Source organism: Nonomuraea sp. NPDC049655 (assembly GCF_044465465.1).
Classification (GTDB): domain Bacteria; phylum Actinomycetota; class Actinomycetes; order Streptosporangiales; family Streptosporangiaceae; genus Nonomuraea.
In genome coordinates this window covers 191,710-206,055 of the sequence record NZ_JBITLS010000002.1, presented here as the reverse complement: position 1 = coordinate 206,055, position 14,346 = coordinate 191,710, and the positions used below count along the sequence as shown (strand labels likewise).

The 14,346-nt window shown below is 75.2% G+C and carries 6 protein-coding genes; 1 reads left to right on the top strand and 5 read right to left on the bottom strand.

The annotated features are described in order from the left end of the window. Position 1 precedes the first annotated feature (1 nt). From ACIBQ6_RS06240 to ACIBQ6_RS06230, 3 genes are read right to left on the bottom strand one after another with little or no spacing between them, the layout of a single operon-like run. The gene (locus ACIBQ6_RS06240) at positions 2–2,761 is read right to left on the bottom strand and encodes a hypothetical protein (RefSeq protein ID WP_397210488.1); all 2,760 of its coding nucleotides are present in this window, start codon (positions 2,759–2,761) and stop codon (positions 2–4) included. Continuing rightward, on the bottom strand, positions 2,758–5,949 hold the full coding sequence (locus ACIBQ6_RS06235; RefSeq protein ID WP_397210487.1) for a hypothetical protein: 3,192 nt from the start codon (positions 5,947–5,949) through the stop codon (positions 2,758–2,760). The genes ACIBQ6_RS06240 and ACIBQ6_RS06235 overlap by 4 nt, the downstream gene beginning before the upstream one ends. Then, positions 5,946–7,274, bottom strand: coding sequence for an SWIM zinc finger family protein (locus ACIBQ6_RS06230; RefSeq protein ID WP_397210486.1), 1,329 nt, complete (start codon positions 7,272–7,274; stop codon positions 5,946–5,948). Before ACIBQ6_RS06230 ends, ACIBQ6_RS06235 begins: the two co-directional genes overlap by 4 nt. 297 nt (positions 7,275–7,571) lie before the next feature. On the opposite strand from ACIBQ6_RS06230, the gene ACIBQ6_RS06225 reads away from it, so the two are divergent. After that, the gene (locus ACIBQ6_RS06225) at positions 7,572–9,257 is read left to right on the top strand and encodes a tetratricopeptide repeat protein (RefSeq protein WP_397210485.1); all 1,686 of its coding nucleotides are present in this window, start codon (positions 7,572–7,574) and stop codon (positions 9,255–9,257) included. 41 nt (positions 9,258–9,298) lie between these two features. Here the strand turns inward: ACIBQ6_RS06225 and ACIBQ6_RS06220 are convergent, their stop codons facing one another. Next, complete coding sequence (locus tag ACIBQ6_RS06220) at positions 9,299–10,858, bottom strand: alpha/beta hydrolase (RefSeq protein ID WP_397210484.1); 1,560 nt, start codon at positions 10,856–10,858, stop codon at positions 9,299–9,301. Between the two features lie 179 nt (positions 10,859–11,037). After that, positions 11,038–14,214, bottom strand: coding sequence for an amidohydrolase family protein (locus tag ACIBQ6_RS06215; protein ID WP_397210483.1), 3,177 nt, complete (start codon positions 14,212–14,214; stop codon positions 11,038–11,040). Positions 14,215–14,346: the final 132 nt, after the last annotated feature.

Genomic DNA, 14,346 nt, shown 5'->3' with positions numbered 1-14,346 from the left:
TTCAGGGCTCCTGGGTCAGCGCCTGGTTCAGGCCACGGCAGGCGCGGGTGAGCGCGGTCGAGCCGCGTCTGCCCGCGTGGGCCGCCACCTCCGGGATCTCGCCGCGCGCCCCGGCCCACATGGCGACGTCCGTGGCCAGCACGACGGCGTCGGTGTGCGCACGCCGGGCCCGCTCGCCCCCGCGCGGGAGGAAGACGGCCAGGAAGTGGCGCAGGATCGTCCACACCTCGGTGTGCGCGCCCTGCCGGGCGGCCAGCTCCAGTGACGGCAGGGCGAGGTCGGGCCCCACGCCGCCGCGGCGGCTCAGCATGCCCAGCGCACGGCCCGTCTCGGCGGCGGGCAGCGCGCCCTTGGCCGCCAGTTCGAGCAGCGGGGGCACCGCGTCGTCGCCCTCCGCGGTGAGCACGAAGGCCAGGACCAGGGCCGTGGCCGGACCGGACTCCCCTCCGGCCAGCGCCAGGCCGCGCAGGTCGTCGACGCCGGGCGGGACCGAGTAGTCGAGCAGGCAGAGCGCCAGATGAGCCGCCGCGAGCTCCCGGTGGTGGGGCGTCATGCCCGTCCAGAAGTCACGTGACCCGCGCCGGGAGAAGCCTCTCCCGGCGGGCGCGGCCAGCAGGGCGTCGACGCGGGCGAGGCCGGTGGGCTCGGCAGGCGGCCAGCTCACGGCGGCGATCCCGCGCCGGTCGGGGACCTGCTCGTGGGGCGCCGAGCCGAGGTCGGGGGTCCAGGTCACCTCGACCCGCGGCGGCGGGGGCGCGCCGCGCCCGAGCCGGCGGGCCACCGCGGCGGCCGCCTCCGAGCCGATGCCCCGCGCCCGTTCGGCCAGTTCGGGGGCCGGATCGGGCGGCAGCCGCAGCAGGGCCTGTGCCAGGTCGAACGGCAGCGGTTCGCGGCCGGAGCGCGCCCACCCGGCCAGGCGGGTGAGCAGGGTCTCGGGGTCGAGGTGGCCGTCGGCGCGGGTGGGCGTGGCCAGCAGGATCGGGGGCAGGGCTCCGGCCTTCGCGGCGCGCAGCAGCTCGTCGAGGCGGGACAGCAGGAAGGCATAGAGGCCGGCGCGTCCCTCCGGGCGGGGGAGGCGGCACCACTCGGCGGGCGCCGGTCGGGCGCCGGGGTCGTAGAGATCGGTCTCGACGTCGTCCGTCCGCAGCAGCTCCTCCTGCACGTCGTCGGGCAGGTCGTGCAGCGGGAGCATCGTGCGCAGGCCGGGGAGCAGCCGGAAGGCCGTGGCCGCGAGGTTCACCATGCCGTCGTACAGGGCCTGCCCGACGTCGCCGGGCGTGCTCCGGTACGGCGGCCACTCCCGCGGCGGACGCGAGCCGGGCGGCCCCGGATCCTCGCCCGGGTTGACCAGCTCCCTGGCCAGCGCGGTGCACCAGTCGCGCGGCGACTCCCACACCGGCATGTCGTAGAGCACCGGCCGCAGCTCCTCGCCGAACCGCCGGGCCAGCGTCTCGCGCAGGGGGCCGGGATCCGCGTGGGCCTCCCGCACGACCGCCGCCAGCCACGCCTCGACGGCGATCCAGCCTGCCTCCGCCGGCGGGCCGGCCTCCGGGCCGCGGACCGGGAACGGGCCGGGCACGGTGGCCTCGGGCAGCCGGCCGGGGGTGAAGTCGCCGGTCCGGCCCTCGCCGAAGCGCTCGTGGAGCCGCCGCGCCGAGGCCGGGGGCAGCAGTTCGGCCCCCTCCAGGAGCGCTGTGGGGTCGGTGACGTGCCCGGCGTACTTGAGGGTGAGGGCCACCGCGCGATCGCGCACCTCGTGGGAGGCGTGCCCGTACGCGTGGGTCAGCGCCCTGACGTGGTCGTTCACCCGTTCCGGGTGAGGGCCGAGGTCACGGTCGAGCCAGGTCAGGCCCTTCACCGCGAGCCCGGCCTCCGGGCGGAAGGTCATCGACTCGACGGCCTCGGCGACGTCCGCCGGGTCGAGCCGGGCCGCGCGCGCCTGCCGCCAGGCCAGCTCGGCCACCGGGCCCGGCGCGGTGGCCAGCAGCCGCAGGTAGTCGCGCAGCCGTCCGGCCGACTCCGCCGGCGTGGGCGCCACCAGCGTGTGCAGCCGGACGAAGAAGCGCAGGTCACGCGCGTCGCCGCCGAGCAGGAAACGGCGCACGCAGCCCGCGATGACCTGCTCGCGCGGCAGCGCGCGGCCGGTCAGGGCCAGCCAGTGGGACGGCTCGGGGGTGAGCTGCTCGTCGGCCAGCGCCCGGCCCGCGCCGGCCGCCTCGAAGATCCGCGGAAGCAGGTGGGGCGTCAGCGGGTCGTCGGCCACGGTCGCCGCCGACAACCAGGCCGCCACCAGCGGCTCGTGGTCGGGCGGGGGAACCGGGCCGTCGCGCAGCAGCGCCAGCGCCAGCGGCACGACCCGGTCGTCGGGACGGCGGACGCGGCGCGCGAGCCGGACCGCCAGATCGGCCCGCCAGGCCGCCGGGCGGCCGGAGACCGCCCTGACCAGCCGGTGCGGGCTCGGCGCGCCGGACGTTCCCGGGTCGAGGTCGCGCTTCATCAGCCAGGTGGCCGCGCCGGCCGGGCCGGGAACGGTCGCCGCGCCTACCATCATCAGCGCCTCGGAGTGACTGGTGAGCTGGTCGAAGGCGTTCCAGCGGGCGGCCAGCAGTCGCGGGCGCAGCTCGTCGAGCAGGCCCGGCAGCTCGGCGGCGACGGCGGCCCGCTCGGCGCCGGTGAGGTCCGGCAACCGTGCGGCCAGCCGCTCGGTGTCGCGGGCGAGCACGAGGCGCCTGATCTCGGCGCGGACGTCATCGGCGGTCATGACGTGGCTCCGGTGAGCTGGGCGTGCAGGCGGCGGCAGGCGTGGACGAAGCGGGTCGTCCGGCGGCCGCCCGCGAACTCGGCGACGACCGGGATCTCCCCGCGCGCGCCGGTCCAGAGGGCCACGTCGGTGGCGAGGGCGACGAGCCGGGTGTGGCTCACGGTGACGCGCCGCCCCTCGCCGGGCGACATCACGGGCAGCAGGGCCCGCATGACGCGCCACACCTCGTGGTGGCCGCCGGCCTCGGCCAGCCGGGTCAGGGCCGCGACGGCGGAGGTGGTCTCCTGCCAGGTGCGGCGCAGCACCAGCGCGAGCTGACGGCCCATCTCCTCGGCGGGCAGTTCGCCCCTGGCGGCCATGCGCAGGACCAGCGGGATCATGCCGGGCACGCCGCCGGCCAGGAGGAAGGCGAGGATCAGCGACGTGGACTCACCCATCGGCCCCTGGGCGAGCTCCAGGCCGATGATCTCCGCCGGAGCCCGCCAGACGCCCCAGTGGCCCTGCAACAGGTAGGGCAGGAAGTTGACGGCCACGACCTCGCGGTGGGAGGGCAGAACGGCGGGCCACGCCCCCAGAGTGTGGCCGGACTCGCTGCCCGCCCGGTCGGACGGCTCCCGCAGCACCACCTCGTCGATCAGCCGATGGCCGGTCGGGGCCGTCACCCGCAGCACGGGCCGCAGCCTGACCTCGGTGAAGTGCTCCGGGTCGCCGTCGCCGAACTCGACCATGGACGCGTGGACCATGTGCCGCCACCCGTGGCCGCACTCGGGGTCGGCCATGCCGTCACCGGCGAGCCAGCGGGCGGCCGACCGCGCCGCCTCCGACTCGACCTTGGCGGCCCGCTCGGCCGCCGCCGGATGGCGGCCCCGCGGCAGCCGCAGCAGCGCCTGCGCCAGGTCGGCGGGGAGCGGTTCCACCCCGGCGGCGGCGCACGTCTCCAGCCGGCCGACCAGCACGTCGGGGTCGAGGTGGCCGCTCGTCCAGGTCGGGGTGGCCAGCAGCACCGGCGGGAGGGCGTCCGCGCGGAGGGCCGCGGCGAGCTCGGCGTAGCGGTGCAGCAGGAAGTCGTGGAGCGGGGCGACCCGACCGGTGCGGGGCAGGCGGTTGCGCCGCCGCCACTCGTCCTGCTCGGACAGCGCCTCGGGCAGGTACGAACGCCGCCGCGGCGGGACGAACACGACGGTCACCCGCGCGAGCGGCTCGTCCGGGCCCGGCGGGGGCACCGGTTCCCCCAGTCGCATCGCCGCGATCCGGGCCGGGTCCACGCCGAGCGCGGTCATCTCGTCGTAGGCGCGGTCGAGGAGGTGGTACGGCATGGCCTCCACGGAGTCGTCGTACAGGACGCCGGGCCTCTTGCGCACCGGGCGATCATCGGGTTCGTTCAGCCGGATCCGGCCGCCGGCGAAGGGGATCTCCTGGTCGCCCTCGCGGACCAGCGCCTTGGCGGGACCTTCGTCGCTGGTCCAGGTGATGGAGAAGGCCCGCAGCGGGGCGTCGTCGTCGAGGAAGCGGCCGGGCCGGCGGCCGCCGCCCACCATGATCGGCCCGGTCGGCGGCTCCTGGCCGGGCTCCTGCCCGCGGGGGATGACGCGCACTCCCACGGAGTGGGCGGCGCGCTCCCAGAACCTCTCCGGCTGGATCGGCGGGAGCTCCGGCACGCTGCCGGGCGTGACGAGCTCCGCGGCCAGCGCCGCCCGCCATTCGCCGGGATCGAGGCACACGTCCTTGAGCCTCCGGCGGCCGTGTGCCTGCTCGACGTGGGCCTGCGCGACGTGGACCTCCTCGACGTGGACCTGCTCGACGTGTGCCTGCTCGACGTGGGGGGCGAGCCTGCGGCGCAGCTCCGCCCGGTCGTCGGCGACGCCGGTGACGAAGGCCGCCAGCCAGCGCTCCTCGTCGATCCAGGGCTCGTGCCCGCCGGGGAAGATCGACGGCTCGGGGAAGGGCAGCGCCTGCGCGGGCTCGGGCAGCGGCGGGAACTCCTTGGGCTCCAGCAGCTCCTCGACCGGGGTCTTCCCGCCGAACCGCCCGGCCAGCTTCGCGCCCAGGTCGGCGGGCAGGTCGCGGACGGCGTCGAGGATCGCCTCGGCGTGGTCGGTGAGCAGGCCGGCGTGTTTGAGGGTCAGCTCGACCGCGCGGTTGCGCACCTCGAAGGACGTGTGCGCGTACGCCGTGGTCAGCGCGGCGACGAAGTCGGCGGCGGTCTCCGGCGTGGCCCGGATCGCCTGGTCGAGCCAGCGCAGCCCGGTGGCGGCGAGCTTGGCCTCGGCCCGGAAGGTGAGCGCGTCGACCGCCTCGACCAGGTCGGCGTGGTCGAGCGGCATCGCGGCGCGCACCCGCGCGGCGGCCGACTCGGCGACCATGCCCGGCGCGGACGGCAACAACCGCAGGTAGTCGCGCAGGCGGGCAGCCGACTCCGCCGGCGTGGGGTCGAGCAGCGTGTGCAGCCGGACGAAGAACCGCAGGTCCTGCTGCTCGCCGCCGCGCAGGAACCGGCTCACGCAACCGTCGAGGGCCTGCTCCCTGGGGATCTCGCGGGCGACGGCGGCCAGCCAGCGGGAGGGCCGGGGCTGCAGCGACTCCTCCCGCAGGACGCGGCCGGCGCCGTCGGCGTCGAAGATCCGGGGCAGCAGCACGGGGGCCAGCGGGTCGTCGGGCACGGTCGGCTGGAACAGCCAGGCGGCCACCAGCGGGTCGTGGTCGGGCGGCACCGCGCCGGACTGGCGCAGCAGCTCCAGGGCCAGCGGCGCGATGCGGTCGGCGGGACGGCGCACCCGCCGGGCCAGCCGGACCGCGACGTCCCGGCGCCATTCCGGCGGACGGGCGGCCGCCACCCGGCACACCTGGTCGACCCTGATGGACGGCCCCCAGCGGCGGTTGACGGCGCGGCCGGTCATCCACGTCACAGCGGCGGCCGGGCCGGTGATGAGCCCGACGCCGGCCACCAGCAGCGCCCTGGCGATGCCGGTGAACAGCTTCTCGACCTCCCAGGAGGCCATCCCCCCGAAGTCGTCGGGGTACTCGGCGCGCACCTGCTCGGTGCGGACCCGGCGCAGCTCCTTGACCAGGCCGGGCAGCTGCCCGGCCAGCTCGGCGCGCTCCTGCTCGGTCAGCGTGACCAGCCGGTCGGCCAGGCGGCCGGACTCGTTGCGGACGACGAGGTCGCGGATCTCCGTCCAGGTGGTCATCGGGAGACCTCCACGGCGGCGCGGGCGACGATCCGGGCGGCCAGCACGTGCTTGCACGGGCCGCGGGAGCCGCGGTGGTCCCACCACCACTCGCACGTGCAGGAGCCGTCGGCCAGCGAGACCTGACGCGTGCCGCCCGCGGTGCGGACGGTGGCCGACTCGCCGTCGAGCCGCACGGCGCCCGCCTCGACGAGGCTGCGCGCCTTGGCCAGCCGCGGGTTGAGCACGGTCACGTTGTCCTTGTCGTAGGGCAGCTCGCGGTGGAAGTGGGCGGCCTCGGCCAGGTCGTAGCCGACCCGGCCGGCGACGCCGAGCTGCGTCAGCGCGGCCCGCACCCGGTCGGCGGAGATGCCCGCGCGGTCGGCCAGCAGGCCGATCTCGACCTCGGGCTCGAAGTTGAGCAGCATGCCGACCACGTCGGCGTCGTTCTCGGCCTCGTCGGTGGCCAGGTCGTCGAGCACCGCGCCCTCGCCGGAGAAGCCGCGCCAGCGCTCGGGCGACAGGGTGAGCGTGTAGCGCATGCCCGGCAGCTCCAGCTCCCAGGCGCTGGAGGCGGCGTCGGACGGGCCGTACACCCGCAGGGCCTTGGCGAAGCGGAGCAGCGGCAGCAGGGTGGCGAGCCGGTTGGGGCCGGCGAGCTGGACGGATCCGGCGGCCGGGCGGTCGGAGACCTTCAGGTCGCGCCCCACCTGGGCCACCCACACCGTGCCCTTCCTGGGCAGCCCGCGCAGGAAGCGCACCGCCGCCATGCCGGCCAGCTCGCCGCGCTGGTCCATGCCCGAGGCGATGACCTGCACCTCGGCGAACCCGCGCAGCCAGCGCTCGGGCAGCGGCACCTTCTTCTCCACCACCGCGCCGTCCGTCGTGGTCACGACCAGCTCGTCGAGGCCCACTCCCAGGTGCAGCGGGTCGCGCGCGCCGATGCGCGCCAGCGCCTCCCGCAGCGGGGCGTTCACGTCGACGTTGGTGGTGCCCCGGTCGAAGACCTCGCCGTCGAGCGCGCCCTGCAGCAGGTCGAGCCGGGCGTACACGCCGCCGCAGGCGGAGAACGACTCGAAGCGCAGGCGGTCGCCGTTGCACGTCACCACCGGGTCGCGCACCCAGCCGGGTCGCTCCTGCGGTTGGTGGTAGCGGGCCAGCGCCACGTCGGCGACGCCGAGCAGGGCCGCCGCGGCGGGGGCGGCCTGGGTCACCACGCCGCTGAAGAAGCGGGGGGCCACGGCGGGGCCGGACAGGGCACGGCCGCCGGAGGTCGCGAGCCCGAGGCGACCGTCGATGAGCGAGGAGGGCGCGGCGTACGTGTACGCCTGCGTCGCTGAAGTCATGGCCGGGACGATAGATCGCGCCACCGACAAGATCTCCGTGCCGCCTTCCGCCGATCCTGAGGCCAGATCATCTTTAATTCCGGATGGTCTACTCATTTCGGACAAGCCGGTTTATGCTCTGGGCATCCTGAAATGGATCACCCCCCTGGGAGGCGCCCATGAAGAAGATGACCATCCGCCGCAAGAGCACGCAGCGCCTGATGGCCGGGGCCCGCCGGCTCTGGATCGAGTGGTGCTGGTAGGTGCCGAGACGGCGGGCGCTCTCGGGTGCCCGCCCCTGCGGTTCCCGGTGCGGCCGTGAACCGCTACGACTGCCATCGCGGCCACGGGCCCTACGCCGGGGTAGCCGGATTCCTCGCCACGATCGCCGCCGACCGTCCTCGCCTGGCCGCCCGCCATCGGGTCGAGCTGTACGCGATCGCCCCCTGGCTCGACCGCACGGCGCGGCCGGCCGCCGAGGAGGAGCCGATCAGGTTCCACCCCGCCCGCCGCACCGCCTGCCTGGCGTACGGCGCCGCCGAGTTCGCCGCCGCCTGGGCCGGCGCCCTCCGCCGCCCGGTCACCGTCACCTTCGACCACGTCGCGAACGCCGACGAGACCACCGCCGAGCTGCTGGACGTCCTGGTCCCGCGGACCGCCGCCACCCCGCTGCGCCTGGACCCGCGTCCCGACGGTCCCGCTGAGCCGCCGCCGCTCCCCACGGCCCCGGACGCCGTCCGCGCCGCCCTCGGCGACGGCCTGGCCCGCGGCTTCTACCACCACGCGGCCCGCGTCGCCGCCCACGGACGCGCCCTCGTCACCCCGGACGGCGACCTGCGGCAATGGTGGGCCTGCACCACCGGCCTGGCCACCGCGCTGGCGGCGCTGGAGCGCGCCGAGGAGGCGCTCGATCTCTACGACGAGGCCCGCGCCGCCACCGGCGACCCGAAGATCAACATGTCCGCCGCGTACGCCACCGCCATGTTGTACGCCCGCCACCTCCCGGCCGCCCGCCAGGACCCCGCGCAGGCCCGGCACTGGCTGGAACAGGCGCTCGACCTGGCGCAGAGCCTGGACGACCCGCGTCACCAGGTGATCTCCACCGTCTTCTACGAGCAGGGCCTGGCGTTGCTGGACGCCAAGGCGGGCGCGCCCGACCGGGCGCTGCGGCTGGTCGACGACGGGCTGGCCAGGCTGACCGCGGTGCTCGCGCCGGGCGAGCACCCGCAGCACCTGGCCCGCCTGCGGCACAACCGCGCCCAGGTGCACCTGGCGCTCGGCGACCCGGAGCGGGCCCTGGCCGACCTGGACAGCGTGATCGCCCACGACCCGGACAACAGCGAGTACTACGTGGACCGGGCCGCCCTGCACCGGGTGGCCGGTCGCGTGCAAGCCGCGATCAAGGACTACGGCACCGCCATCAGCCTGGGACCGCACCTGCCCGAGGCCTACTACAACCGCGCCGTGCTGCACCTGGAACGCGGCCGCGACGACCGGGCCCGCGAGGACCTGGAGCACGCGCTCGCCATCGACCCCGGCCACCTGGACGCCCGGATCGCCCTGGTCAACGCCCACCTGGAGCGCGGCGCGCTCGACGCCGCCGAACGGGACGCGCTGGCCGGCCTCGAACTGGCCCCCAAGGACCCCGCGCTGCTGTGCACGCTCGGCCTGATCCGCTCCGAGCGCGGCGAACCGGCCGAGGACCTGTTCACCCAGGCTCTGGAGGGCGACGAGACGCTGGTCGAGGCGTGGACCAATCGCGCCGCCGTCCGCTTCGAACGCGGTGAGGTGACCGCCGCCGTGGCCGACCTGGACCGGGCGGTGGCCCTGTCGCCCGCGCCCGAGCCGCGCTACAACCGGGGCACCGCGCTGGCCCGGCTCGGCCGCTGGGAGGAGGCGGCCCGCGACTTCACCGACGCGCTCGCCCAGCCGGGCCTGGACCGGGCGCTCCGCCGCGACCTGCGCGCCGAGCTGGACCGCTGCCGGCGCGCCCGCTCCGGCTGACCTCCGGCGGGGTCAGCCCGCCGATCGATCCGCGGCCGGGTTCATCCCCGGCCGGTCCCGTCGCAGGTGGTGTCCTCGGCGGGCAGGACGCCGTCCACCAGGTACCGGTTGACGGTGGCGTTCACGCAGGCGTCGCCCGCGGCGAGGTAGGCGCCGTGGCGGTAGGCGCCGCGCAGGGTGATCATGCGCGAGCCGGTCAGCGCCCGGTGCATGGACCGCTGGCCGGGGAAGGGGGTGACGGGGTCGCCCTCGGCCCCGACGACCAGCAGCGGGACGTCGTTGCCGAGCGCGGTGGGCGCCTCCACCGGCGCGGCCGGCCAGAAGGAGCAGGGGCCGAGGTTGCGGGTCATCGGCCCGAACAGCGGCTCGTCCGCGCGGTGGGCCTGGATGTCGCGGTAGTAGGACTCCAGGTCGCGGGAGGCGGCCCGGTCCGCGCAGAGGATCGGGGTGCCCGCCCGGTCCTCGGCCGACCCCGACCCGGTGAACAGGCCGTCGAGCGTCTCCTTCAACGACGCCGGGACGGTGACCGCGTCGCCGCGGGCGGCGCGGGCCAGCGTCCGCACCTCCGCGGCGAAGCTCGCGTACGCCTCGGCGCTGTCGTCGTAGAGGCGGATGAACAGCAGGTAGGGGACGTGGTGGGCATCGATCCGGTACCCGCCGACGCGCAGCGGACGACGGGCCGCGGCCCGGTTCACCCGCTCCACGGTGGCCAGGACGTCGGCCTCGGTGGCGCCCAGGCCGTACTCGGAGTCGCGGGCGGCGGCCCAGGAGGCCCAGTGCCTCAGCGCGGCGTCGATCGCCGGGCCGGTCGCGGAGAGCAGGTCGGGGCCGTAGACGTCCGGGTCCACCGCGCTGTCCAGCACGAACCGGTCGGCGCGGCCGCCGAACAGCTGCGCGTAGACGGCGCCCAGGTAGGTGCCGTAGGAGTAGCCGAGGTAGGACAATCTGGGCTCGCCGAGCGCGGCGCGGATGACGTCCATGTCGCGGGCGGTGTTGCGGGTGGAGGCGTGCGGCAGCAGGTCACGGTTGCCCTGGACGCATCCGGCGGCCAGCTCCTTCATGAGGGTGGCGCTCTCGGCGAACGTGCGGCGGGTCGGGCCGGCCGATCGGGTGGGGGTGTCGGTCGTCCACCGGCAGCGGATCGGCGTGCTGCGGCCGACGAAGCGCGGATCCATCCCGATCAGGTCGTAACGGGCCGCGACGGCGGGCATGAGCCTGCCGAGCAGCGGCTGTCGCAGCCCGCTCCCGCCCGGACCGCCGGGATTGATCAGCAGGACGCCTCGGCGCGCGCCGGGATCGGCCGCCTTGATCCGTGAGATCGCCACCGACACGGTCCGCCCCCGGGGCCTGCGGTAGTCCAGCGGAACGGTCACCTCGGCGCATTGGGCGCCCGCCGCGTCCAGAGCCGCGCCGGCGTCGTCGGCCGGACCGGTCGAGCAGCGGTGCCAGGCGAGCGCCTGGCGGTGGAACCTCGCCAGGGCGTCGGTCCCGCTGTCCCGCCTGACGTCCGCCGACGCCTGGCCGGTGACCGCCATCCCCGCCATCCCCGCCATCAGGGTCGCGCTCGCGGCGACGGCTGTGACGATCTTTCGTGCACGCACAGAAAGCCCCCATTTCTGATGATGTCGGCACCGACGCTAGGGGGCCGTGCGATTGACCTTGATCGGCCGAACGGCCGACCTTGATCGGCCGTACGGCCATTCAGACGTCCTGATCCGGACGGCCTGACCCGCAGCAGGTACGCCCCCGACCTACGCGGACATGAGCGGCCGGGGCCTGTTCAGTGGCCGTCGCAGCAGGCGGTGCGGGCTTCGGCGAGATGGGCGGGGTCGTTCCACCAGTGGCCCGCCGTGCTCGGATGGACGGGGACGCGGGCCTTGACCCGCCCGGCGGGCGCGGCCGCCCCCTGGTCGGTGGCGGCGGTGGTGGTGGCGGACGGGTAAGGAGCGAGAAGCTGCTCGACGGTGTGGTGCCTGCCGCCGACGACGACGGCGGTGACGTTGGCCGCGTCCTCGATGCGGGACAGCGGGTCGCCGTCGACGATGGCCAGGTCGGCGTACATGCCCGGGGCGATCCGGCCCAGCGGGAGGCCCAGGTAGGCCCCGGACGTGCTGGTCGCGGCGGTGAGCGTCTCGCGCGGGGTCAGGCCGTACCGGACCATGGCCCGCAGGTTCATGTGCAGGCTGAGCCCGAGGTGGTCGATCGGCGCGTCGGTGCCGGCGGTGACCACCCCGCCGCCGCGGATCATCGCCGTGAGCTGCGCGACCTGGTTGGCGAGGTTCGTCCGGACCACCTGGACCGCCGCCGGGTCGGCCGTCTGCGCCGCGGTGACCGTCGCCCGGAGCGCGGCCGTCCGCCAGTTCGGGTAGAGCCGGCGCACCCGTTCGTCGGTGACCAGCGAGGTGTCCTCCCGGTACAGGGTCGAGGAGGTGAACAGGGTGGGGGTCCTGGCCATCTTCGAGGCGTTGAACATGGAGATGACGTCGGAGTAGGCCGAGCCGACGTTCGTGACGGTGCGCGAGTAGCCGAACCGGTTGGTGGCGCCGACGTGCTCGGTCTGGTCGCCGCCCATGGCGATCGCCGGGTAGTGGTAGTGCGAGCTGACCGGCTTGCCCTGGCGGTGGGCCCAGTCGATGACCTCCCGGTGCCAGACGACCGGCAGCCGCACGTAGCACTTCAGCAGGTCGTAGTCGAGGGCGGCGGCCCGTCGCAGTTCGAGCCGCAGTTGCTCGTGCGAGTACGTCGGGCGCATGAAGTTGTAGTAGACGCGCGCCCCGTCGATGGCCTCGCCGGTGCCCAGGTAGCGCGGCGCGAGCCGGGCGCCGGACTGCACCGACTCCCGTTCCTCGACCATGTGGTACGCGGGCGAGCCCGGCGAGCGGGTGGTGGTGACGCCCAGCGCCAGCCACAGCGGACCCTGCCGCGAGCCGTAGGCGTAGCCCTGCATCTCGCGGTGGTGGTGGATGTCGATCAGGCCGGGCATGACGAACCTGTCGCGGGCGTCGATCAGGTCGCCGGGCCGTCCGTCCCGGTGCGGCTCGATCGCGGCGATGCGCTGGCCCCGTACGACGATGTCGACGTCACGGACGACGCGGCCGGAGACGCCGTCCCACATGCGGCCAGCGTGAATGACGACCTGGTCGGGGCCGGGGTCGTTGCGCCAGGTCAGCCGCACCGGCACCGGCCGGGCGGGCCTCCCGTCGAGGCTCGCCCGCTTGAGACGTCCCTCGTTGAGGTAGAGGAGGGTGGCCGAGTCGCCGGCCCAGACGGGGGCGTCGGAGACCTCGCGGGTGACCTGACGGGCCGCGCCGGTGGGCCGGCCGCTCCGGTCGACGGGCAGCACCCACAGGAGCGACTCCATGGCGAAGGCGAGCATCGTGCCGTCGGGCGACCAGACGGGGCCGTCGTCGCCGCGGGTCTGCAGGGACCGGTGGGGCGCGGGGTCGACGTACGTGCCGGCGCCGGTGGCCCGGTCCACGAGCAGGATCTTGGACAGCCCCTCCCGGTAGCGCCGCGAGTACGGCACCACCGCGGCCAGCGCCAGCGTCCTGCCGTCGGGGGACCAGGTCGGGCGGCCCGGCTCGAAGGTCGCGTCGTAGATCTTCTGGCGGTCGCCGGTGGAGACCTCCACGACCCACAGGGCGCCGTCCTGGTCCAGGTAGGCGATCTCGCTGCCGTCCGGCGACCAGCGGACCGACAGGGCGGCGGAGTCGGTCAGCCGGGTCACCTGCCGGTCGGCGCCGGTGTCCAGCTCGCGGACCCAGACGTTGAGCGTGCCGGTGCGGTCGGTGACGAATGCCAGCCGCCGCCCGTCGGGGGAGAAATCCGGGTCGGCTTTCCACCAGCGGTCCCGGAAAAGCGGTTCCGGGGTGCCGCCGGCGCGCATGAGATAGATGTCGTTGAGCGCGCGGAAGGCGATGAGGGAGCCGTCCGGCGAAACGGCCGGGCTGCCGATTCCGACGACCGGGAATGAGCCCGGCTGGTCGAATACCCGGACCTTTTTCCGGTACTTCGGAGTGGTCGTCGTCAGCGCGGCGGTGAAGCCGACCGTGCCGGCGGTGGGAGAGCCGAGGCGGCGGACCTTGATGGTGCCGGCGGAGGTGTAGTAATAGCGTCCGTCCGGGGCGAACCGGGCGCGGAACGGGAACACCTCCTCGCCGGTGACGAGCGCGCCCGCGGTGCCGGCCAGGTCGTTGGCGCCCGAGTGGAAGTGGTGGTAGGCGAGGTCGGCGCCGTTCGGCAGCCAGGACGGCTGGTGGACGACCTGCCCGGCGGGCACCGTGACCGCGGTGGCGCGCGTGCCGGTGGCGACCTCGACGACGTCGATCCTGGTGTCGGCGACGACGAAGGCGATCTTGCTTCCGTCGGGCGACCAGGCCGGCTCGTACTCCTCGGCGGAGCCGTCGGTCAGGACGCGGCTCGCTCCGGTGGCGACGTCGAGCAGGTGGATGCCGTAGCTGCCGCCCGCGTCGGAGGAGTAGGCGATGGTGCGGCCGTCGGGGCTGTAGCGGGGCTCGCGGTGGTCGTACGGGCCGGTGGTCAGCTTCCTGATCGCGGATCCGTCGGGCCGGATCGTCCACAGGTCGAAGACGCCGTCGCGGTACGACTGGAACACGATCGTCCTGCCGTCGGGGGACCAGTCGGGCTGGGCGATGTCGTACAGGTCGCTGGTGAGCCTGCGGGCGGCGCCGCCGGAGGCCGAGCAGACCCACAGGACGCCGAGCAGGTCGAGGGCGAGCAGGCGGCCGTCGGGCGAGGGCGCGACGGCGAAGTCGGTGCCGGAGGTGACGGCCGTCCGGCCGGCGTCCCGCGCCACACGGGCCCGCGCCGGTGCGGCCGGGGCCAGCGCGGCGGCGAGCGCGGCGCCGCCACCGGCCAGGACGGCCCGCCGGGACGGCCCTGACATCGATCCGGACGGGGCGGCGGAGACGTCGGAGGGAACCGGTGCGTGAGACATCGCGAATTTCCATTCCACTGTTCAGATGGTCGGCGAAAGGCTGAACACGACGACGCGCGATTCATGGTCCCAGACGAATTGCCTAATCGCCTCGGAGTTCATCTGATCGGCCAATGTTGCGTGGCTGGAAAA

What these genes read in the sequence shown, in the direction of transcription:
- ACIBQ6_RS06215 (WP_397210483.1), bottom strand. Translation starts at nt 14,214, where the DNA reads ATGTCTCACGCACCGGTTCCCTCCGACGTCTCCGCCGCCCCGTCCGGA.
- ACIBQ6_RS06235 (WP_397210487.1), bottom strand. Translation starts at nt 5,949, where the DNA reads ATGACCACCTGGACGGAGATCCGCGACCTCGTCGTCCGCAACGAGTCC.
- ACIBQ6_RS06230 (WP_397210486.1), bottom strand. Translation starts at nt 7,274, where the DNA reads ATGACTTCAGCGACGCAGGCGTACACGTACGCCGCGCCCTCCTCGCTC.
- ACIBQ6_RS06240 (WP_397210488.1), bottom strand. Translation starts at nt 2,761, where the DNA reads ATGACCGCCGATGACGTCCGCGCCGAGATCAGGCGCCTCGTGCTCGCC.